General features: G+C 72.9%; 11 protein-coding genes and 1 pseudogene. 1 reads left to right on the top strand and 11 read right to left on the bottom strand.

What is annotated here, in order from left to right:
• Positions 1-85: 85 nt before the first annotated feature.
• The 6 genes and pseudogenes from ACH0A8_RS02745 to ACH0A8_RS02720 form a co-directional block, all read right to left on the bottom strand.
• Positions 86-721, bottom strand: coding sequence for a thymidine kinase (locus tag ACH0A8_RS02745; RefSeq protein ID WP_066655166.1), 636 nt, complete (start codon positions 719-721; stop codon positions 86-88).
• Positions 721-1,422 (bottom strand): response regulator transcription factor, encoded by a 702-nt coding sequence (locus ACH0A8_RS02740; RefSeq protein ID WP_235426346.1) that lies wholly within the window; start codon positions 1,420-1,422, stop codon positions 721-723. Before ACH0A8_RS02740 ends, ACH0A8_RS02745 begins: the two co-directional genes overlap by 1 nt.
• Positions 1,409-2,587 (bottom strand): hypothetical protein, encoded by a 1,179-nt coding sequence (locus tag ACH0A8_RS02735; protein ID WP_311206492.1) that lies wholly within the window; start codon positions 2,585-2,587, stop codon positions 1,409-1,411. Before ACH0A8_RS02735 ends, ACH0A8_RS02740 begins: the two co-directional genes overlap by 14 nt.
• Positions 2,584-3,876 carry a sensor histidine kinase gene (locus tag ACH0A8_RS02730; protein WP_406906411.1) on the bottom strand — a complete coding sequence of 431 codons (1,293 nt, stop codon included), beginning with the start codon at positions 3,874-3,876 and terminating at the stop codon, positions 2,584-2,586. The genes ACH0A8_RS02735 and ACH0A8_RS02730 overlap by 4 nt, the downstream gene beginning before the upstream one ends.
• A 350-nt stretch (positions 3,877-4,226) precedes the next feature.
• Positions 4,227-5,298, bottom strand: a pseudogene (locus tag ACH0A8_RS02725) (Rv2578c family radical SAM protein); the annotation flags it as partial.
• A gap of 54 nt (positions 5,299-5,352) precedes the next feature.
• Entirely contained in the window at positions 5,353-6,840 is a 1,488-nt protein-coding gene (locus tag ACH0A8_RS02720) for a malate:quinone oxidoreductase (protein WP_209685089.1), read from the bottom strand.
• 155 nt (positions 6,841-6,995) lie between these two features.
• Here ACH0A8_RS02720 and ACH0A8_RS02715 point away from each other — a divergent pair, with 155 nt between their 5' ends.
• Complete coding sequence (locus ACH0A8_RS02715) at positions 6,996-8,120, top strand: hypothetical protein (protein ID WP_406906408.1); 1,125 nt, start codon at positions 6,996-6,998, stop codon at positions 8,118-8,120.
• Positions 8,121-8,204: 84 nt separating this feature from the next.
• Here the strand turns inward: ACH0A8_RS02715 and ACH0A8_RS02710 are convergent, their stop codons facing one another.
• The 5 genes from ACH0A8_RS02710 to ACH0A8_RS02690 all read right to left on the bottom strand — a co-directional run bounded on the left by ACH0A8_RS02710 (position 8,205) and on the right by ACH0A8_RS02690 (position 22,279).
• Complete coding sequence (locus ACH0A8_RS02710) at positions 8,205-9,254, bottom strand: aspartate-semialdehyde dehydrogenase (protein ID WP_251154635.1); 1,050 nt, start codon at positions 9,252-9,254, stop codon at positions 8,205-8,207.
• A gap of 37 nt (positions 9,255-9,291) precedes the next feature.
• On the bottom strand, positions 9,292-10,557 hold the full coding sequence (locus ACH0A8_RS02705) for an aspartate kinase (protein WP_066655175.1): 1,266 nt from the start codon (positions 10,555-10,557) through the stop codon (positions 9,292-9,294).
• A 121-nt stretch (positions 10,558-10,678) separates the two neighbouring features.
• The gene (gene recR, locus ACH0A8_RS02700) at positions 10,679-11,278 is read right to left on the bottom strand and encodes a recombination mediator RecR (protein WP_066655176.1); all 600 of its coding nucleotides are present in this window, start codon (positions 11,276-11,278) and stop codon (positions 10,679-10,681) included.
• The gene (locus ACH0A8_RS02695) at positions 11,278-14,259 is read right to left on the bottom strand and encodes a DNA polymerase III subunit gamma and tau (RefSeq protein WP_406906406.1); all 2,982 of its coding nucleotides are present in this window, start codon (positions 14,257-14,259) and stop codon (positions 11,278-11,280) included. Before ACH0A8_RS02695 ends, recR begins: the two co-directional genes overlap by 1 nt.
• Positions 14,260-14,404: 145 nt before the next feature.
• Positions 14,405-22,279, bottom strand: a complete 7,875-nt coding sequence (locus ACH0A8_RS02690) for a choice-of-anchor G family protein (RefSeq protein WP_406906404.1) — start codon at positions 22,277-22,279, stop codon at positions 14,405-14,407.
• Between the last annotated feature and the right edge of the window lie 373 nt (positions 22,280-22,652).

The following is a 22,652-nucleotide window of genomic DNA, read 5'->3' as shown; positions in this document are numbered from 1 at the left end:
CGCCGCGGGCCGCCCTGGAGGCGCGTGGCCGCGCCGCACCGTGCCTCCCGTCCGTCGGTGGCCCATCTGGCGGACGTGGGTCGGATCAGTGGGCGAGCTCGCCGTCGAGCCGCCCGCCCGACTCGCTGAGGTAGCAGTTCGCGCAGAGCGACTCGTAGGTGACGTCGACCCCGTCGATCGCGACCTGGGACCCGTCGAAGACGAAGCGGCCGTCGACCTTGCGCGCGTTGAACACGGCCTTGCGACCGCACCGGCAGATGGTCTTGAGCTCCTCGAGCGAGTGCGCGACCTCGAGCAGTCGCGCGCTGCCGGGGAACGCCTCGGTGCGGAAGTCCGTGCGGATGCCGTAGGCGAGCACGGGGACCTCGTCGAGCACGGCGACGCGGAGCAGGTCGTCGACCTGGCGCGGGGTGAGGAACTGCGCCTCGTCGACGAGCACGCAGCTCACCGGACGCACCATGCCGTCGAGCCGGTCCGACTCGGGGTCGGTGGCACCGGCGTCGGCGACCGCGTGCCGGACGTCGTCGTGGGGCGCGAAGACGACGTCCACGGAGCGTGTGACGCCGAGTCGGGACACGATCTCACGGTCGCCCTTGGTGTCCACCGACGGCTTCGCCAGCAGCACGCGTTGCCCGCGTTCCTCGTAGTTGTACGCGGCCTGCAGCAGCCCGGTGCTCTTGCCGCTGTTCATCGCGCCGTACCGGAAGTAGAGCTTCGCCACTACGCGAGGAACCCGTCCTCGGCGGCACGACGGATGAGGTCCGACTTCTTCGACGCGGGACGGCCGACCTTGCTGTACTTCTCGCGGACGCGGCGGAGGTAGGTCTTGGCGGTCTCGTACTGCACGTTCATCTGCGCGGCGACCTCGTTCGTCGAGTAGCCGGACACGTACAGGCGCAGTGCCTCTTCCTCGCCCGCGCTGAGCTTCGGGCGCTGGTGCGCGCTCGCGCCGGTCGGCAGCGGGCGCCAGTCGCGCTGCGCCGGGGTCTCCCGCGAGACACCCATGACCTCGCGCGCGACGTCCATGACCTCGCGCATCGGCAGCGACTTCGACAGGAACGCGGCCGCACCGGCAGCCAGGGCACGGTCGCGGGACTCGCGGCTGTCGACGCTCGAGAGCACGATGACCTTCGCCCCGGCAGCACGACAGGTGCGCACGCGGGCCTCGATCGACACCGGCTCCTTGAGCTGGAAGTCGAGGAAGACGAGGTCCGTCGGGAAGTTCTCGCTGTGCACCATCTCGAGCCACGTGTGGGCGGTGAGGGCGAGGTCGAAGTCGAAGGCGTTCACGGCGATCCAGCTCGACAGGCTGTCGAGCAGCACCTCGTGGTCGTCGAGGATCGCCAGCCGCACGCGTCGGGTTCCGGGCTGCGGGAGCGGTGGCACGCCCTCCGTGGTCCGGTTCGGGTCAGTGCTGGTCATAGGAGAACCTTAGTGCGAGGGACGATGGTCGGACGGCGACGTCGAGGTCGGGGAAGGTCACGCGGAGCACCGCGAAGTAGGGGTCGAACGTGCGGTGGATGCCGACGTCCGAGTCGTCGACCGCGAGCTCCGTGCGGACCTCGACGCGGTCGGGTGGAGCACCGGGCTCGCGCGAACGGCGGACCGTGGCACGGAACCGCGCGGGGTCCACCGTCGCTGCGCCGAGCGCCGCACGGAGGAACGTCCGGACCACGGTCCGCTGGTCGGTGTCGAGCGTCGCGATGAGGCCGTCCGGGTCGTCCACCGACTCGGCGGACCCGCCCTCGACGGCGACCGCGTACTCGAGCCACGTCCGGTCGGCGTCCGCGACCATGGCCTGCCGGATGCCGTCCGCGATGGAACGGGCGCGTGCGCGGTCGGCGTCGGTGATCACCTCACGCGTCCGGAGTTCGGCGAAGAACGGGGCGACGTCGCGCGCGAGGATGACGGAGCGGTCCTGCTGCACGCGCGCGGCGATGCCGTCCCGCTCGGCGCGCGCCACCGAGTACGAACCCGCGCGGATCTGCACGCGCTCCGCCAGGCCGCCGAAGGTCCACGCGAACACGACGGACGCCGCGGTGAGGACCAGCGTCGGCGCGGCGGCGAGGAAGGCGGCGACGGTCACCGGCACCTGGTGCGGGAACACCGCGGCGGCGGCACCCCACGCGGCTGCGTCGACCGCCGCCAGGACGAGCCCGCCGACCGCCAGGTCCCGCCACGGCCGGTAGGGCGCGACCGTCACGATCCCGGTGGCGGTGAGCAGGCACATGAAGTCGTTGAGCGCGTTGCGGTCCGGCCCCCACTGCGCCGCGACGCTCGCGGCCGACGCTGCGCCGAGCAGCACGACGTGGAGCACGTACGCCCAGCGCGGGAACGGCGCCCGGAAGGGCGACGACGACGCGATCACGACCGCGCCCGACGCGCCCAGGAGCAGCACCGTGAGGGCGCTGAGCGTCGGGCTGCCGACCACGTCGCGGTCGAACACCGACACGAGCAGCGCCCACAGCACGCCGGCCGCACCGAGCAGGACGGCGAGGGGGCGGGAACCCATCGCGCCGAGCGGGTCCCACTGCTGTGCGGTCCGAGCGCCCCGGACGGCGGCCCGCACCGCGTCGACGCGACTCACCGGGCGGCTCCGCGGTCGGACTCACCCGTGACGGCGTACGACGCCGCGCCGCCGGTCCGTGCGCCACCGGTGTGCGCGCCGCCGGTGTGTGCTCCGTCGACGCGGGCCGCGTCCTCGCTCGTGTAGGGCACGGTCATCATGACGCTCGTCCCGGATCCCGGCGACGACCACACCTGGACGTCACCGCCGACCCGGCCGATGCGTTCCCGGACCGAGCCGCGCAGCCCCATCCGGTCGCTGCCGGTCTCCTGCTCGTCGAACCCGCGGCCGTCGTCGACCACCATCACCGTGCACGACGAGCCGTCGTCGAAGACGCTGACCTCGGCCTCGTCGGTCCCCGCGTGCTTGCGGACGTTCGCCAGGCACTGCCCGACGGCCCGGAGCAGTGCCGTCGCCGCCGACGGGTCGAGCCGCGCCAGGGCAGCCGGATCACCGGTGACCGCGACCGCGAGCCCCTCCGCCCGGTGCTCGTCCACCATCGCGTCGAACGCGGCACCGGCGAGGGCCGGGTCCGGCTCGGACGTCGGGTCGGACGACGCGAGCCACTGCTTCCCGGTCAGCATCGCGACGTCGGCTTCGACCGTGCGCGCCAGCTGCGGGTCCATGGGGCCGTCGGGAGCGAGCGCGATGGCACCGAGGTGGTTGAGCACCGTGTCGTGCAGGATCGCCGCGGCCTCGGCCTCGACCCCGGCCCGGTAGGCGGACACGTGCTCCTCGCGAGCGGACCGGAGCAGCTCGGGCTGGACGCGCTCGGACCGCGCGGTGTTCCGGCTGGTGAAGAGCACGAGGGCGACCACGAAGCCCAGGGTGACCCAGGCGAGGAGGAGCGGTCGGGGCGGCCCGTCCGCCTGCAGCACCGCGATCCCGGTCGCGAGCCGACCGACCAGGAACCCGCCGAACGACCAGACGACGACGCGACTCGCGACCGCACCGGCCCCGCCCACGAGCACGAGCGGGATCACCGCGAGCGACACCAGGTAGCTCGTCACCCAGCCGGCGGGCACCTCGCGCTGCACGATCGTGGTGAACCACCACGTGCAGACCCCGCCGGTGACGAGGAAGGCCACGGCCGAGCGCCAGGTGCCGAACTGCACGTGCACGCCGATCATCGCGAGCATGGGGAGGAGCGCGAGCACGGCCCCGGCGACCCGCACGTCGGGCTCGGCCAGTCGGTACAGCAGCAGGGTCACGGCGGCGGCGACGACCGATCCGATCGCCGCTGCGTGGAAGGCGCGCACGGTCGACCACGCGTTCACTCGCGGAGCGAGGTGCGTGGGGATGCCGAGCACGGGTCGATGGTCCTTCCGAGAGTCGTCCGGTCGCCGTGTGACGCGACCGTCCCGGGGGCCGGTCGTGTACCCCGAAACGAGCACGATCCGGCGACCCGCTCGATGCTACCGCCGATCACCGACACAGGGTGTCCCCCGAACGCGGAAGGTGGACGCTCCTCAGAACAGGGTCGGTCCGGACGGGCCTCCGATCACGGTCGTCCCGGCACCGCGTCGGTCGAAGTCGGGGTCGGCACGCTTGAGCGGCGACGAGGTCGGGCGGGACTGCTCGTCGAGCGACACCGGGACGCGGTACCCGTTCGTGATGCCCCCGTTCGTGATGACCGACCCGACGAGGGCGCGCGGTCCGGTGTCGCCCGACCCCGGACGCGGTGCACGCGGAGCGGTCGCCGCCGCGGCCCGCTCGCCGGGTACGAGGTGCGCCTGCCGGTCGCTGAACCCCATCGAACCGGTCGCCGGGTCCATTCTGCCGAGTCCGAGACCGTATGCGGCCAGGATCGGACGCACCCGGTCCGCGAGCCACCGGCGGTAGTCCGCGGGCGCGTAGGTGTTGTCGAGGTACATCGAGCGGTAGCGCGCGACGAGGTCTGGACGGGTCCGCTGCAGCCAGGCCGCCCACCACGGCTTCACGCCAGGACGCAGGTGCAGTGCGGAGTACATGACGCTCGAGGCACCGGCCTCGGCCGCGCGACCGATCGCTTCGTCGAGGTGCGCGCGCGTGTCCGTGATGAACGGGAGCACCGGCATGAGGAACACCGAGCACTCGAGCCCCGCGTCGCGGATCGCCCGGACGGTCGCCAGCCGGGCGGCGGTCGTCGGGGTCCCGGGCTCGACCTGCTGCTGCAGCTCGTCGTCGTACACGGCGATCGACATCGCCAGGTCGACCGGGACGCTCCGTGCCGCCTCGACCAACGTGGGCAGGTCACGCCGCAGCAGCGTCCCCTTCGTCAGGATGCTGAACGGGGTGCCCGACTCGGCCAGCGCGCGGATGACCCCGGGCATCAACCGGTAGCGCCCCTCGGCACGCTGGTACGGGTCGGTGTTGGTGCCGAGCGCGACGGGGTGCCGGTCCCACGTCGGCTTCCGGAGCTCACGGCGCAGGACGTCCGCGACGTTGGTCTTCACGACGATCTGCTGGTCGAAGTCGGCGCCCCCGTCGAACTCCAGGTACGTGTGCGTGGGCCGCGCGAAGCAGTAGACGCACGCGTGACTGCAGCCGCGGTACGGGTTGATCGTCCACCCGTAGGTGCCGCTGCCGTCGGCAGCCGGCACACGGTTCAGGGCACTCTTCGCCAGGACCTCGTGGAAGGTGACCCCGGCGAACTCCGGCGTGGTGACGCTGCGCACCAACCCGCTGTTCGACTCGAGCCCCGGCAGGGCGTCACCGCGCTCCGCTCCGATCGACTGCCCGCTCCACCGCATGCCCTCATTCGAACACACGTTCGAACCAGGGGCAAGTCGCCCGAGCGGCGGGGCTCAGTGGTGCAGACCGAGGACCTTCGCGGTGTGCTCGAGGGTCTCGTCGGCGAGCTGCGGGTCGGCGCCGAGGTCCTTGCCGTACGTGGGCACCATCGTCCGCACCATCGGGGCCCAGGCGTCCCACCGGTCCGGGAAGCACCGCTGCAGCATCGTCAGCATGATCGGCACCGCGGTGGACGCACCGGGGCTCGCGCCGAGCAGGCCGGCGATCGAGCCGTCGGCCGAGGTGATGACCTCGGTGCCGAACTGCAGCACCCCGCCCTTCTCCGGGTCCGGCTTGATGACCTGCACGCGCTGCCCGGCCGTGATGCGGTGCCAGTTCTCCGGTTCGGCGGTCGGCATGAAGTCGCGGAGGGCGTCGAACTTCGTCTGCTTCGACGCCAGGAGCTGCCCGACCAGGTAGCGGACCAGGTCGAAGTTCGAGAACGCCACGCTCAGCATCGGTCGCAGGTTGTGCGGTCGGATCGACCGGAACAGGTCGAGCAGCGAGCCCTGCTTGAGGAACTTCGGGCTGAACCCGGCGTAGGGGCCGAACATCAGCGACGCCCTGCCCTCGACGATCCGGGTGTCGAGGTGCGGCACCGACATCGGCGGAGCGCCGACGCTCGCCTTGCCGTACACCTTCGCCGCGTGCTTCTGCACGACCTCGGGGTCGTCGGTGCGCAGGAACTCGCCGGACACGGGGAACCCGCCGTACCCGCGGATCTCCGGGATGCCCGACTTCTGCAGCAGGCGCAGGGCCCCGCCGCCGGCGCCGACGAAGACGAACTTCGCCGCGATGCGCTGCGTCGACCGACCGATCTCGTTGCGGACGTCGAGCGCCCACCCCTCGGAGACCTTCGACCGCGTGATCTTCTGCACCTGGTGCGACGGCTCGAACTCGACACCGGCGATCTCGAGCTCGTCGAAGAGCTGCTGCGTCAACGAACCGAAGTCGACGTCCGAGCCGGCGGCCGAGTACGTCGCAGCGACCGGCTGGTCCTTCTTGCGCCCCGGGATGAGCGCGGGCGCCCACCTGCGGATCTGCGCCGGGTCGTCCGAGTACTCGATGCCCGCGAAGAGCGGGTGGCCCTTGAGCGCCTCGTACCGCTTGCGCATGTACTCGACGTTGTCCTCGCCCCACACGAAGGAGATGTGCGGGGTCGGGTTGATGAAGTTGGACGGCTGCGGGAGCGCGCCGGTCTCGACCAGGTGCGCCCAGAACTGCCGCGAGACCTGGAACTGCTCGTTGACGGTCACGGCCTTGGCGATGTCGACGTGTCCGTCCGGCATCTCCGGCGTGTAGTTCAGCTCGCACAGCGCGGAGTGACCGGTCCCGGCGTTGTTCCACGGGTTCGAGGACTCCTGCGCGACCGAGCCGAGCCGCTCGTACACGCGGATCTTCCACGTGGGTTCGAGGCGGTGGATGATGGCGCCGAGCGTGGCGCTCATGATCCCTCCCCCGATCAGGACGACGTCGATCGGGTCCACCTGCTTCACTGCCACACGACGATCCTACCCACTGCCGCTGGGTCGCCCGGGGGCATCGTCCGGGTGCGGGGCGCTGGTCGTACCCATCGCACTTGCTAGTGAAGTACGACATTCCGAATGTGGCACCATTTCACGGTCCCGATCGACCGTCCCCTCCCGGAGGCCCCACCGTGAACCACCCCCTGCGCGCCCGTCTCGCGCTCCCGCTCCTGCCCGCGGCCGCGATCGCCCCGCTCCTGCTCGGCCCTGCCGCCATGGCCGACACGCTCCCCTCGCCGCAGCCCGAGCCACGGGCTGCGCCCGCTGCGACGCTGGAGGGCACCTTCCACGTCGTCGGCACCACCGGCTTCGTCGCCGTCGCCGACCGCGACGGCCAGCCCGTGCTCGACACCCGCCCGGTCGCCGCCGACACCGCGCACTACCCCGCGCCCGGCACCACCGGTCCGCTCGTCGTCGGGTCGATGTGCCTGTCCGCCCTCAACGGCCCCGGGCTGCCCTTCGCCGTGCTGGCCGACGCCGCCGTCCCCTCCGGCTGCCTCCAGGTCCGCACCACGAGCCCCGCGCCCCACGTCGTCCGGTTCACCGCCGACGACCCGTCCTCACCGGCGAACGGCCTCGAGCTCGGCCTGCAGGCGGACGGCGCGCTCCTGGCGCTCGGCACCGCGGGGTCCGACATCGAACTCGTCACCGAGGGCCCCGTCGTCGCACCGACGCTCGACCACACCGACCTGGCACCCGGTTCCGCCCTCTCGGGCACCGCCACGCCCGGCGCGCACGTCGTCGTCGTCCGTGACGGGACGGTGGTCTGTGAGACCGATGCCGCCGATCGAGGTGCGGACGACGCCGGACACTGGTCCTGTTCGCCGATCGATGCGCTCACCGAGGGCACGTACACCCTCGAACTGTTCGCCTCGACCCCCGCCGGGCAGCTCGCGCCGCCGGTCCCCGTCGAGGTCGTCGTGTCCGCAGGGACCGGCGCCGGCGACGGTCCGGACCCCGACCCCGGTGACGGCGAGGGCACCGATCCGGGTGACGCACCGTCCCCGGGGGACGGTGCCGGAGGCACGGGCGGCACCGGGACCCCCGGTGAGGCCGACCAGACCGGCGAGCCCGGCGCGGACGGACCGTCGCCAGGACCGGCGACGACCGCCCGGACCGTCGACGCCGCGCCGCAGGGGCGCCTCGCCTGGACCGGCACCGAGGTGACCGGACCCCTCGCCGTCGCGCTCGCGCTCCTCACCGCCGGGACCGGCGCGCTGCTGCACCGACGACGTCGCGCTCGGTCCCGTTCCTGACGGTCGGGACGACGGACGGGAGGCCCGTGGCGGTGTCGCCACGGGCCTCCCGTCCGTCACGTGTCGCGTCGGCGACGGTGCTCGCTAGGCGGCGACCGCGCGCCGTTCGAGGATCGTCTCGGCGATCTGCACCGCGTTGAGCGCAGCGCCCTTCCGCAGGTTGTCGTTGCTGACGAAGAGGACCAGGCCGTGGCCGTCGGGCGCGGACTGGTCCGCGCGGATGCGGCCGACGAAGGACGGGTCCTGACCGGCTGCCTGCAGCGGAGTCGGGACGTCCGCGAGCTCGACGCCCGGGGCCGTGGCGAGGAGCTCCGTCGCCCGCTCGGGCGAGAGCGGCTGCGCGAACTCGGCGTGCACGGAGATCGAGTGCCCGGTGAACACGGGGACGCGCACGCAGGTCCCGGCGACGAGCAGGTCGGGCAGCTCGAGGATCTTGCGGCTCTCGTTGCGGAGCTTCTGCTCCTCGTCGGTCTCCCCCATGCCGTCCTCGACGATGCTGCCCGCGAGCGGGACGACGTCGAAGGCGATCGGTCGGACGTACTTGACCGGCTCCGGGAAGGTCACCGCCGAGCCGTCGTGGGTGAGCGCCGCGGTGTCCTGCTCGAGCGCCGCGCGCGCCTGGCCGAGGAGCTCCTCGACTCCGGCGAGGCCCGACCCGGACACGGCCTGGTAGGTGGTCGCGACGAGACGGCGCAGCCCGGCTTCGGTGTCCAGCACCTTGAGGACCGGCATGATCGCCATCGTCGTGCAGTTCGGGTTGGCGACGATGCCCTTCGGGGCGTCGTCGATGGCGTGCGGGTTGACCTCGCTCACGACCAACGGCACCTCGGGGTCCATCCGCCAGGCACTCGAGTTGTCGACGACCACCGCACCCGCCGCCGCGAACTTCGGCGCGAGGGCGCGTGACGCCGTGGCACCGGCCGAGAACAGCGCGATGTCGATGCCCGACGGATCGGCGGTCTCGGAGTCCTCGACGACGATCTCCTCGCCCCGGAACGACAGCGTCGAACCGGCGGACCGGGCACTCGCGAAGAACCGGACGTGGTCGGCCGGGAACGCGCGCTCCTCGAGGAGGCGACGCATCACGGCGCCGACCTGGCCGGTGGCGCCGACGACGGCGACGGTGGTGCTCATGTGGTGCTCCTGCTCGTGGGTCGTGTCGGCGCGGGGCTCAGCGCCCGGTGCCGGCGTAGACGACGGCTTCCTGGTCCGCGTCCAGCCCGAAGGCCTGGTGCACGACGCGCATGGCCTCGTTCAGGGTGTCGGCGCGCGTGACGACCGAGATGCGGATCTCCGAGGTGGAGATCATCTCGATGTTGATGGACGCCTCGTGCAGGGCGCGGAAGAGCGCCGCCGAGACACCGGCGTTGGTCCGCATGCCGGCACCGACCAGGGCGAGCTTGCCGATCTGGTCGTCGTACTGGATGCCCGAGTAGCCGATGTCGGCCTTGGCGACCTCGAGCGCGGTCAGGACGCCCTGGCCCTGGTCCTTCGGCAGCGTGAACGAGATGTCCGTGCGACCCGTGACCGCCTCGGACACGTTCTGCACGATCATGTCGATGTTGGCGCCGGCGCGGGCCACGATCGTGAAGATCTCGGCGGCCTTGCCGGGGGTGTCGGGCACGCCGACGACGGTGATCTTCCCCTCGGAGAGGTCTCCGGCGATGCCGGTGATGATCGGTTCTTCCACGGTTTCCCCCTCTGCAGGGTTGTAGACGATGGTGCCCTCGGCGTTGCTGAACGAGGAGCGGACGTGCAGGGTGACGCCGTGCCGACGGGCGTACTCGACGGCACGGATGTACAGGACCTTGGCGCCGGAGGCGGCGAGCTCGAGCATCTCCTCGCTCGTGATCCGGTCGACCTTCTTGGCCTTCGGCACCACGCGGGGGTCCGCGGTGAAGATGCCGTCGACGTCGGTGTAGATCTCGCAGACGTCGGCGTCGAGCGCGGCGGCGAGCGCGACGGCGGTGGTGTCCGACCCACCGCGACCGAGCGTGGTGATCTCGCCCGTCGTGCGGTTGAACCCCTGGAACCCGGCCACGATCGCGACGTGCCCGGCGTCGAGCGCCTCGCGCACGCGCTTCGGGGTGACGTCGACGATGCGGGCCTTGCCGTGCTGGGCGTCCGTGAGCATGCCGGCCTGGCTGCCCGTGTACGACGATGCCTCGACCCCGAGGCTCTTGATCGCCATCGCGAGCAGCGCCATCGAGATGCGCTCCCCCGCGGTGAGCAGCATGTCGAGCTCACGACCGGCGGGGATCGGCGTCACGGAGTGCGCGAGGTCGACGAGCTCGTCGGTGGTGTCGCCCATCGCCGAGACGGCCACGACGACGTCGTTGCCCGCCTTCTTCGTCTGGACGATCCGCTTCGCCACGCGCTTGATGCTCTCGGCGTCCGCGACGGACGATCCACCGAACTTCTGCACGATCAGGGCCACTGGCTGGTACTCCCGGGGACGACGGTTCCGCGACGGTCGCGCGGTCTGTCAATCGTAGAGGGTGTTCCGCGGATGTTGCGTGCGAGGCGGGCTCGACGCAACGATCCTGCGCGCACGTCCGTCAGTGACCGACCACGCGTCGGCCCTCGAAGGCGCGGCCGAGGGTCACCTCGTCGGCGTACTCGAGGTCACCACCCACCGGCAGCCCGGACGCGAGTCGCGTGGTGCGGATGCCCATCGGGACGAGCAGTCGGCTGAGGTAGGTCGCCGTCGCCTCGCCCTCGAGGTTCGGGTCGGTGGCGATGATGACCTCGTCCACGGTGCCGTCGGCCAGCCGCGTCATCAGCTGCTGGATCCGCAGGTCGTCCGGACCGACACCGTCGATCGGGCTGATCGCTCCGCCGAGCACGTGGTAGAGCCCACGGAACTCGCGGGTGCGCTCGATGGCGGCGACGTCCTTCGCCTCCTCCACGACGCAGATCACCGACGGCGACCGACGGGGGTCACGGCAGATGCTGCACCGCACGTTCTCGGTGACGTTGCCGCAGACCTCGCAGAAGCGCACCTTCTCCTTGACCTCGGCCAGGAGCTCGGACAGTCGCGCCGGGTCGAACGACTCGGTCTGCAGGATGTGGAACGCGATGCGCTGTGCCGACTTCGGGCCGATGCCCGGCAGCCGACCGAACTCGTCGATCAGGTCCTGGACGATCCCGTCGTACATCAGGCGCCTTCCTCGTGCAGGGCGGTCTCCTCGATGAACTGCGCGCCGAGGATCTCACGGACGACCGCCTCGCCGTACCGACCAGCGACCGGCGTCCGACGGACCTGGGGTGCAGCGGTCCGTGCCGGAGTTGGCTGCGCAGCCGCCTCCTGGGTCGGTGCTGCCTGCGCAGGTGCTGCCTGCTCGGGTGCTGCCTGCTCGGGCGCGGCCTGTGCTGAGCCGGTTTGCGCCGGTGCTGCCTGCGGTGCTGGTGCCCGCGTCGGTCGCTGGCTCGGAACACCCGAGGACGCGTGCGCTCCCGGATCGGGGAAGGGAGCACCGTCGTCGTAGGGCTCGTCGTCGAGCGGGTAGTCGTCGACCGGGACGTCCGGCCCACCGGAGGGTGCGGCGGCCGCGGTACCCGGCGCAGCGGGCGCTGCCGGTGCGGGCGCTACGGCTGCGGCTGGTGCGGGCGCTGCGGCTGCGGCCGGTGCCGGTGCCGGCGCTCCCGCTGCGTCGGGTGTCGGGTCGCTCGGTGCAGCAGCACGGGCCGGCGCTGTTCCGGCACCGCCGAGCGCGGAGGCCGGACGGAGCTGTGCAGCGAGGGCCGCGTCGGCGGCGGGGTCGGAGACCGGTGCGACGGGCACGACCGGTTCCCCGGTGTCGGTCGTCCCGAACGGTGCCGACCAGCCCGGCTCGAGGTGCTCGGGCACGGCGCCGGCGGTCGGGTCGGTCGCCGGGATCGTGGCGACGGCCCAGTCGGTCACCGGAGCGCTGGGCGTGGCCGGCTGCTGCCGTGTGGTCGGCTGCTGAGATACGCCCTGCTGTTGGTTCGCCTGCTGCGGGCTCGCCTGCTGCGGGCTTGCCTGCTGCTGCTGGCTCGCCTGCTGCTGCTGGCTCGGCTGCTGCTGCTGCGTCGGCCCTTCGGCAGTCGTTGGCTGCGGCGGTGCGGACTGCTGGCGCGCGGCCTGCTGCTGGCTGGTGTCCTCCGACGTCACGTGCGGTCGCGTCGGCTGCTGCTGCGACGTCTGCCGACCCGGCTCCGACGCGGGAGCACCGGCCGAGCGCTGCTGTCCCGGCCCACGGGCGACGAACTTCACCCGCAGGCCGAGGACGTCGATGATCGCCGAGCGGAGCAGTTCGCTGACGCTCGTCGCGGGGTCGGACATCTCCTTGAACGACGCCACGTCCTGCTGGCTGGGGAAGGTGAGCGTCAGCACGTCCTCGCGCAGGGCCGTCACCTGGGCCGTGACCACCACGGACCAGGCCGAACGCCGAGCGCGCTGGACGTGCTCGACGACCTGGGGCCAGGCGTCGCGGAGCTGCTGGAAGCCGACGGCGGCGACCGGTCGGACGACCGCCTCGTCGCCGACGGCCGTCCCCTGCCCGGTGGACGACGCGTTCGCGGTGCCCGACGGATCGTGCTGGTGCTGCTCGGTCGGGTGTGCCGTCGTCGTCGCACTCGACGCGCTCTGCTCCGCCGGTCGGCCCGCAGACCGATCGGTCGGGCCGCCGGCCGGACCTTGGCTCGGGGGCGTCGCCACGGCCGCCCAGGAGGCAGCGGCATCGCGCACGGTCGCGCCGGGGTCCCGCGGCTCGGCGTCACGCGCGGTCGTCGGAGCCTGATCGGCGGGCTCCTGGTCCGGTCGGGTCGGCGCCGCTGCTCGGGTCGGGGTCGCGGTCGACGCAGCGGGCTGCGCAGCCGGGGTCGCCGGCGAGGAGCCGGCCTGCGCCGGGGCGCTGCCCGCTCCCGTGCGCGGAACCGGAGCGCCCGCGGAGGACTGCTGTGCAGCCTGCGGTCGTTCGACCGCGGCGGGAGCCTGGTGTCCGCCGGCGTCGCCGACACCGACGCGACGCTCCAGCCGCTCGACGCGGGCGAGTGCACCGCGCTGGGTGTCGTCGACCTCGGGCACGAGCATGCGCGCCGTCATCAGCTCGAGGTGCAGTCGGGGGGACGTCGCACCGGTCATCTCGGTGAGCGCGCGGTTGGCGATGTCGGCGGACCGCGACAGCGCCGTCGCGCCGAAGACGCCGGCCTGCCGGGTCATGGTGTCGAGTTCCTCGGGAGAGATCCCGCGCAGCACGGCTGCGGCGCTCTCGTTCGTCGCCGCGACGACGATCAGGTCGCGGAGCCGCTCGAGCAGGTCCTCGACGAAGCGACGCGGGTCCTGCCCGGTCTGCACCACGCGGTCGACCGCGGCGAAGGCCGAGGCGGGGTCGGCCACCGCCAGCGCGTCCACGACGTCGTCGAGCAACGCAGCGTCGGTGTAGCCGAGCAGGGCGACCGCGCGTTCGTAGGCGATCGCGCCGTCCTCGCTGCCGGCCATGAGCTGGTCGAGCAGGGACAGCGTGTCTCGCACCGACCCCCCACCGGCACGGACGACGAGCGGGAGGACACCCGGTGCGACGGAGACCGACTCCTGCTCGCACAGCTGCTCGACGTACTCGAGCATCGTGGCCGGCGGGACGAGCCGGAACGGGTAGTGGTGGGTCCGGGAGCGGATGGTGCCGATGACCTTCTCCGGCTCGGTGGTCGCGAAGATGAACTTCACGTGCTCCGGCGGTTCCTCGACCAGCTTGAGCAGGGCGTTGAAGCCCTGCGGCGTCACCATGTGTGCTTCGTCGAGGATGAAGATCTTGTAGCGGTCGCGCGCCGGTGCGAACACGGCGCGGTCGCGCAGGTCGCGCGCGTCGTCGACGCCGTTGTGGCTCGCTGCGTCGATCTCGATGACGTCGAGCGATCCCCCGCCACCCCGGGCGAGCTCCACGCAGCTCGGGCAGACGCCGCACGGTGTGTCCGTCGGGCCCTGCTCGCAGTTCAGGCACCGGGCGAGGATGCGCGCCGAGGTCGTCTTGCCGCACCCGCGCGGCCCGCTGAACAGGTAGGCGTGGTTCACACGGTTCGTCCGCAGGGCGGTCCGCAGCGGGTCGGTGACCTGCGACTGACCGATCAGCTCGGCGAAGTTCTCGGGCCGGTAACGGCGATACAGGGCGGTGACCACGGACCAAGGGTAGCCGGGACGGCCGACACCGCGACGCCCTCGGCGACCACCGGTGGAGGGGGCGAGGAGAGGCGGGACGACACCGCGCCTCCCGGCCGTCGTGACGACGGACGAGAGGCGCGGTGCGGTCGGTGTGGGCGGACGGTCAGGCGCGCCCGCGGCGGATGCGGCGTGCCAGTCGGGAGAGACCGAGCAGCAGGAACCCGAGGACCACCAGGCCGCCGGCGGCACCCGCGAGCGGGGCGACGTCCGCGCCGGTGAAGGCGAGGTCGCGACCGGAACCGTTGCCGGATCCGGATCCCGTGCCGGTGCCGGTGCCGGTGCCGGTGCCGTTGCCGTTGCCGGATCCGTTGCCGAGGGAACCGTTGCCGGCAGCGAGACCCGATCCGTTGCCGGCAGCGAGACCCGATCCGTTGCCGGTACCGATCACTCCGGTACCGGTGCCGGCTCCGTTCCCGGAGCCACCCGGCAGGCCCGGCTGGCCCGGTTCACCGGGCTGACCCGGCTCTCCAGGCTCCCCGGGCTGACCAGGCTGACCAGGCTCTCCAGGCTCCCCGGGCTGACCAGGCTCCCCGGGCTCACCGGGCTCCCCGGGCTGACCAGGCTGACCAGGCTCACCGGGCTCACCGGGCTCACCGGGCTCACCGGGCTCACCAGGCTCACCAGGCTGACCAGGCTCTCCAGGCTCTCCGGGCTCACCAGGTTCACCGGGCTGCCCAGGCTCACCCGGCTCACCGGGCCGACCCGGCTCCCCAGGCTCTCCAGGCTCACCAGGCTGACCAGGCTGACCCGGCTCTCCAGGCTCACCGGGCTGCCCCGGCTCTCCAGGCTCACCGGGCTGCCCCGGCTCCCCAGGCTCCCCCGGCTGCCCGGGCTCACCGGGCTCACCGGGCTGCCCCGGCTCACCCGGCTGCCCCGGCTCACCCGGCTGGGCGGCGACCACCACCACGGGCACGGTCTGGGCGGCGGACGTGGCACCCTCGACGGTCTGGGTCACCGTGAAGGTGTGCGAGCCGACCCCGAGCTCCACGGACACCGACCAGGAGCCGTCGGCAGCCGCAGTCGTCACGACGGGGTCTCCCGCGTCGCTGCGGACCGTGACGGTCGCACCCGGGTCCGCCGTCCCGGTGACCTGCCAGGTGGCGGTGCCGTCGGCACCGGCCGTCTGCCGGGCCCCGGGCAGGGGCGAGGTGACCGTCAGGGGGTCCGCGACCCGGACGACGATCGGCACGACCTGCGAGTCGGAGGTGCCCCCGTCCACGGTCTGCGTCGCCTGCAGCGTCCAGTCACCGGCCGGGACCTCCTCGAAGGTGACGCTCCAGCGACCGTCGCCGCCGGCCGTCGTCGTCCGGACCTGCCCGGTCGAGAGCCGGACCTCGACCGCGGCGTCGGCTGCGGCAGTCCCGGAGACGGGCACGGTGGTCGTGCTGTCGAGCCCGGGGGCCTCGAAGAGGCGACCCGGGGTCGGGTCCGTGATGACGACGTCGTCCTCCTGCGCGGCGACCACGCTGATGCCGCTGGTCACCGGGGCCGAGGTGGCCCCGCCGACCGTCTGCGTCGCCGACACGGTGTGGTCGCCGACCGGGACGTCCGGCACGGTCACCGTCCAGGAGCCGTCGGCACCGGCCGTCGTCGACACCGTGGTGCCGTCGATGTCGACCGTCACGGTGGCGCCCGGCTCGGCGGTCCCGCTGACCGGCACGGAGACCGTGTCCTGGTCCGTCGGGAACACCTGGCCGTCCACGGGGGCGGTCACCTGCAGCGGGGCCACGGCGGCGACGGTGAAGGCGACGTCGGGTGCTGCAGTGGTCCGGCCGTCCACGGTCTGCGTGGCGGAGGCGGTGTGGCCGCCGAGCGCGACGTCCGGCACGGTGACCGTCCAGTCGCCCTCGTCGTCGGCCGTGGTCGCGACGGCGGTGCCGTCGTCGATCGTGACCGACACCGTTGCGCCGGGCGCTGCCGTGCCCACGACCCGGACCGGCGTGGTGTCACCGACGATCCGGACGGTGCTGCCGGCCGCCGGCGTCGTGATGACGACGGCGTCCTCGTCGGCGACGTCCACGGTCACGTCCACCACGACGGGGTCGGAGGTGGTGCCACCGACCTCCTGGCCGACGGTCACCGTGTGGTCGCCGGGACCGACGCCCGGTACGACCGTGTCCCAGGTGCCGTCGTCACGGACGGGCACCTCGATCGGGTCGCCGTCGTCGACCACCACGGTGACCGTGCCACCGGGCTCGCCGGTGCCCGCCACGGGCAGGTCGAGCGTCGGGTCGGACGCCGGCACCGTGACGACCTGGTCGTCGGTCGGCGTGGTGACCGTCAGGGGCGCACCGGCCTCGACCGTGAAGGTGTTCGCGACCTGACCCGAGGTGGACCCGTCGACCGTCTGCGTCGCCCGGACGGTGTGCTCGCCCGTCGCGACGCCGTCGAACCGGACGCTCCAGGTGCCGGCGTCGGTCGCCGTCACGGTCTGCTCGTCGCCGTCGTCCAGGGTCACGCGGACCTCGGCACCGGGCTCGGCCGCCCCGTTCGCGACGATCGTCGCGAGGGAGTCGTCCTGTGCGACCGTGACGGTGGATCCGTCGGCCGGGGTGGCGATCGTCAGCGGTGCCGCGACCACGACCTCGATGGCCACCGTGACCGGCTGCGACGTGGTGCCGCCGACCTGCTGGGTGACGCTGACGGTCGTGGTGCCCGCGGGGACCCCGGGGACGTCGACCGCCCAGTCGCCGTCCTCGTCGGCCTCGGTCGTGGCATCACGCCCGCCGCCGAGGTCGACCACCACGGTGGCGCCGGGCTCCGCGGTGCCGCGCACCGTGACCGTCGTCGTGGCGTCCTCGTCGGCGACCCGCACCTCGTCCCCGTCCGCGGGGTCGGTGATGACGACCGGCGCTGCCGCGACGACCTCGAAGGGACGCTCGACCGGCGTGGTCGAGGTCGAGCCGGCGACGGTCTGCGTCGCCGACACGACGTGCTCGCCGACCGCGACGTCGTCGACGTCGACGCTCCACGTGCCGTCGTCGCCCACCGTCACGTCGACCGGGTCTCGGTCGTCGACGGTCACCGTCACGGTGGCGCCGGGCTCGGCGTCACCGGCGACCGTGACGGTCGTCGTGGCGGCGACGTCCGCGACGGTGACGGTGCCCTCCGGCTGCCGGACGACGAGCTCCGCCGCGGCGACGACCGAGACCGGTCGCGTGACGGGGGCGCTCGTGGTGCCGTTCACCGACTGCGTGACCGCCGCCGTCCAGGACCCCACCGGGACGTCCTCGACGGTGGTCGCCCAGGTGCCGTCGTCGCCGACGACCGTCTCGGCGGTGCCGCCGTCACCGAGGTCGACGGTGACCGTCGCCCCCGGCGCGCCGGTGCCGGCGAAGTCCACGTCGGTGGTGGCGTCGTCGTCCGCGACCGTGACGGCCGTGGCGCCGGCCGGCGTGGTGACGGTCAGCGGCGCCCCGGCGCGCACCGACACTCCGGCGCTGACGGGTGCCGAGGTGATCCCGCCGACGACCTGCGTCGCCCGGACGGTGTGGTCACCGGTCGGCACGTCGGTGAACGTGTGGGTCCACCGTCCGTCGTCGTCCGCCTCGACGGTCGCCTGTTCCCCGGTGGAGAGCGTGACGGTCACCGGAGCGCCCGGCTCGGCCGTACCGGCCGCCACGACGTCGGCCGTACCGGTCGCGTCGGCGACCGTGATGACGTCACCGTCGTCGGGGCTGGTGAGCGCGAGCGGTCGGCCTGCGCGCACCGTGAGCGTCTGCTCCGCACTGGAGGCGGTGGTGCCGCCGACCGTCTGCGTCGCCGTGACCGTCTGCTCGCCCACGCCGACGCCGCCGACGGTGACCGTCCAGTCGCCGTCGTCGTCCGCGGTCGTGGAGGCCTCGGCGTCGCCGACACGGACCGTCACCGGTGCGTTCGGCTCTGCCGTGCCGGACACCGTCACGTCGCGTGTGGTGTCCTCGTCCGGGACGAGCAGGACCGCGCCGTCCTCGGGCGACGTGATGAGCACGTCGTCCGCGGCGACGAGCGTGACGTCGCGGGTCACGGGGTCGGACGTCGCCGGGCTGGAGACCCCGCCGGGCAGCGTCTGCGTGACCGACACCGGGTGCGTCCCGACGCCGACGTCCTCGAAGGTGACGGACCAGCTCCCGTCGGCGGCGACCGTGGTCGTCGCTCCGGGCTCCTCGCCGTCGATCGTCGCGACGATCGTCGCGCCGGGCTGCCCGGTGCCGGTGACCGTCACGTCACGGGTCACGTCGTCGCCGGCGACCGTCATCGCCGCCGTGCCTGGAGCCGTGATGGTGAGGGGCGCCGCAGCGTCGACCAGGAAGCCCACGGGCAGGGCGTCCGTGCTCGCGCCGTTCAGCGACTGTGCCGCGTCGATCGTGTAGTCACCGGGGGCGAGCCCGGCTGCGTCGACCGACCAGGTGCCGTCGTCGTCGGCTGCGGTGGTCGAGAGCTCGAGGTCACCGACCGTCACCGTCACGGCTGCGCCGGGTTCGGCGACACCGCTGATCGTCACCGTGGCGGTGGCGTCCCCGTCGACCACGACGAAGCGCGAGCCGGCGGCCGGGCTGTCGATGGTGACGGCGGTGCCCGGGACGACGGTGAAGTCCCGCGTCTCGGTGGGACCGGTCGTGCCGTTCACGGTCTGCACGGCCTCGACGGTGTGCTGGCCGGTCCCGAGCTGCACCGGGTCGAGGACCCAGTTGCCCGCGGGGCCGGTCACGACGGCGACGGGTGCTGCCCCGTCGATGCTGACGGAGACGGTCGCACCCGGCTCCGCGGTCCCGCGGACCACGACCGACGCGTCGCCGGTGCTCGTGGCGGGGATCTCCTGCCCCTCGGTGGGAGCGGTGATCTCGAGGTCGTCGCCGACCTCGATCGAGATGTCCCGCTCGATCGCCGGCGAGGTCTGTCCACCGACGGTCTGGGTGACCGTCACGGTGTGACCGCCGGTCCCGACGTCCGGCAGGGCCACCGACCAGGTGCCGTCGTCGTCCACCGTGGTCGTGACGGGTGCTCGCTCGTCGAGCACGACGTCGATCTCGGCACCGGGCTGCGCCGTCCCGGTCACGTCGACGTCGACCGTGTCGTCGTCGTTCGCGACCACGGTCGTCGCGCCCTGCACCGGTGCGGTCACCTGCAGCGCTGCCGCGGGGACGACCGAGACGATCCGCTGCTGGGCCGGCGACGTCGTGCCGTTCACGGTCTGCGTCGCGGTCAGGGTGTACCGACCGACGGGCACGTCCTCGACCGTCGTCCTCCAGTCACCGTCTCCGTCGGCCGTCGTCGTGGCCGTGAGGCCGCCGCCGAGCGACACCGACACCCGGGCCCGGGGCTCGGCGGTCCCGGTGACGTCGAGGTCGGCGGTCGAGTCGGCGTCGAGGACGGGCACGGTGGCGCCGTCCGCAGGGGTCGCGATCGTCAGCGGGGCACCGACGGCGATCTCGAAGGCCGAGGTGACGGGCGCCGAGGTGGTGCCGGCGACCGTCTGCGTCGCGGTGATCGTGCGCTCACCGACCGGGACCCCCGGGAAGGTGGCGGTCCAGTCGCCGTCGTCGTCCGCCTCGGTGATCGCCGTGAAGGAGCCGCCGAGGTCGACCGCGACGGACGCGTTCGGCGCAGCGGTGCCGGTCACCGTGACCGGGGTGGTCGACGTGGCGTCGGCGACCGTCAGGACGGCTCCGTCGGTCGGCTCCTCGATGGTGATGCCGGGAACGGCGGTGACCGAGAAGTCACGGGTCACCGGAGCGCTCGTCGTGCCGTCGACGGTCTGGGTCGCCGTGGCCGTGTAGTCGCCCGCGGGGACGTCCTCGACCGTGGCGGTCCAGGTGCCGTTCGTGTTCGCCGTGGTGGTGGCGGTCAGACCGTCGCCGAGCGTCACGTCGACGCGGGCACCGCCCTCGGCAGCACCGGTGAGCACGACGGCGCGGGTGTCCCCGACGAGCGGCAGGACCGCATCGGGGGCCGGAGTGTCGATGGTCAGCGTCCGAGCGGCGACGACCTCGAAGTCCCGCGTCACCGCGGCCGAGGTGGTGTCGCCGACGGTCTGCGTCACGCTGGCCGTCTGCAGCCCGACCGGGACCGCGTCGACAGGGACGCTCCAGACGCCGTTGCCGTCCGCCGTGCCGCTCGCCGTGACGTCGTCGCCGATCGTCACGTCGATCCGCGCGTTCGCGGTGGACGTGCCGGTGAGGGTCACCGGGGTCATGGTCCCGGTCGTGGTGAACTGCTGCCCGGCAGTGGGCGTGTCGATGACCAGCGGACGCTGCGCGACGACCGAGAAGGCCTGCGTCGCGGTGCCCGCGGCGGCGCCGCCGACCGTCTGCGTCGCGGTGACGGTCCGGTCCCCGACCGGGACGTCCGCGAGTGTGGCGGTCCAGGTGCCGTCGGGGGCGACCGTCGCGGGGGCGGTCAGGCCACCGCCCGCGGCGAGCGCGATGCCGGCACCGGGTTCACCGGTCCCGCGCACCGTCACCGAGCGGGTGGAGGTGTCGGTCGGGACGCTGAACTGCTGCCCTGCCGTGGGTGCGGTGATCGTCGGGGCCAGGAACGCCGTGGCGCGCACCGTGGAGGTGGCGAGGTCGACCGTCGCGGCGTTCAGTCCCGGCAGCACCGTGAGGCGCAGGGCGGTCACGCTCTGCGCCCCTGGGTCGTACCCGCGAGGGTCGCGGAAGCGGGGGTCGTCCTGCGCGTTCACCGTCAGGTCGACCACCTGACGGAGCAGGAGCACGACGGGCGAGAGCGCCGTCGCGACGGCGGTCGTGGTGGTGGTGAGCGTGGTGCTGAGCTGGGTGAGGGCGGCGGAGTTCGCCAGCGGCCGCACCGCGGTCTGGAGGGCCGGGACGACGGTGCCGCTGACGAGCGTCCCGAGCACGGGGGCGACGTTGATCCCGAGGATCGTTCCCGTCGACACGGAGACCTGCGGCGTGGCCGCGCCCGACACGGCGAGCGCACCGATGGTCGAGTCGACGGTCACGTTGATCGGCAGGTTGACCGCCCCGGCCGCGCGGAGCGTGGCACTGACCTGGACGCGCACCCGTGCGGCGTCGACCGCGTTCGTGACGGCGGTGCTCAGGGTGGCAGGGAGCCGTGTCCCGAGGATGTTCGTGATGCTGCTGTTGATCGCGGCGACCGCCGCATCGGTGAGCACGGGGGTGTTCGCCGGCTGGTCGTTGAGCCGCGTCAACGTGTCGAGGTCGACGGTGATCGAACCGGTCGACGGGGTGATGGTCACCGCACCGTCCGTGATCGGCTGCGCGAGGACCCCGTCGATGGTCGGCCCGAGATCGAGGTTCGCGGTCGTCTGGACGCTCGTGTTCCGAACGGACACCAGCGGCGAGAGCAGCGATCCCAACGCCCCCGTGACCGCGTCGGTCGTCACCGCTCCGCTCAGCGCGGTGTTCACCGAGGCGGACAGCGGCGCGACGTTCGCCCGCAGGGTCGTCGCGAGTCGGGACACCGCGGGGCTGGTGAGCTGCAGGTTCGCGCCGGCGATGCGGTAGTCGCTCGCGGTGCTCACCGTCGCACCACGTGTGGCGCTGATCGTCGAGGCGAGCGCGCCCACCTGCAGCTGCGCGTTCGACAGCACGGTCGAGTCCGCGCGGACCCGGGTCAGCAGCGGGTTCAGGTTCAGCGTCGACGCACCGGCCCCGGTGCCGCTCCCGACGCCGATCGCCCCGTCGTTGCCGACGAGGCCGGAGGAACCGCGGGCGCCCGTCTGCGAGGTCGTCGCGAACTGCCCGTCGACACCGAGCGTCAGGATGCCGTTCGCGCCGAGCAGGTCGACGTTGTTCGACAGTCGGACGCCCAAGCTGTTCAGCGCGGTGAGGTCGAGCGGCTGGTTCGTCGTCCCGCCGACCGTGCTCGCGCTGCTCGCGGAGTAGGCACCGCGGAGCTGGGCGAGCGCGTCGACGTCGACGATGCCGGAACCGCTGAGCAGGAAGCCCTCGGCCTCGGCGACGTCCGTCTGCGCCGCTGCAGCCGGTTGGATCGCCACGGTGGCGGCGAGCAATGCCGTCACCGTGGCGACGACACCGCCGCGCAGGAGGAGGCTCCGGTCACCGGGAGCTCGTCGTCGAGCCCGGTTCCCGTCGCCGGTGATCCATCGTGTCCAGTTGACCGCTCCTGCGGGCACAGGGGTACCCCGGAGCGACACGTGCCTGCGCATGCGTGTCCCGTTTCCTGGCAGGCTCGCCTGCCACCTGATCCTCGGACTCCCCCGCTGGTGAGACGGGAGAGGGTCGGAACCCTGGTTGGGGGTTCCTGAAGGTGATCTTTACACATGAACAGGAACCGCGCACGAGGTTGCGCGAGATTCCGTCGGCGAGTCCGCTCGGCACAACGGATCCCGATCGCGGGTCCGCCGGAGAACGAAGAAGACTGCT

Source organism: Curtobacterium sp. 179-B 9B NHS (assembly GCF_045370965.1).
Lineage (GTDB): Bacteria > Actinomycetota > Actinomycetes > Actinomycetales > Microbacteriaceae > Curtobacterium.
Note: the sequence above shows the minus strand (reverse complement) of the source record. Positions and strands in the feature narration are given on the sequence as shown.

What these genes read in the sequence shown, in the direction of transcription:
- ACH0A8_RS02740 (WP_235426346.1), bottom strand. Translation starts at nt 1,422, where the DNA reads ATGACCAGCACTGACCCGAACCGGACCACGGAGGGCGTGCCACCGCTC.
- ACH0A8_RS02710 (WP_251154635.1), bottom strand. Translation starts at nt 9,254, where the DNA reads ATGAGCACCACCGTCGCCGTCGTCGGCGCCACCGGCCAGGTCGGCGCC.
- recR (WP_066655176.1), bottom strand. Translation starts at nt 11,278, where the DNA reads ATGTACGACGGGATCGTCCAGGACCTGATCGACGAGTTCGGTCGGCTG.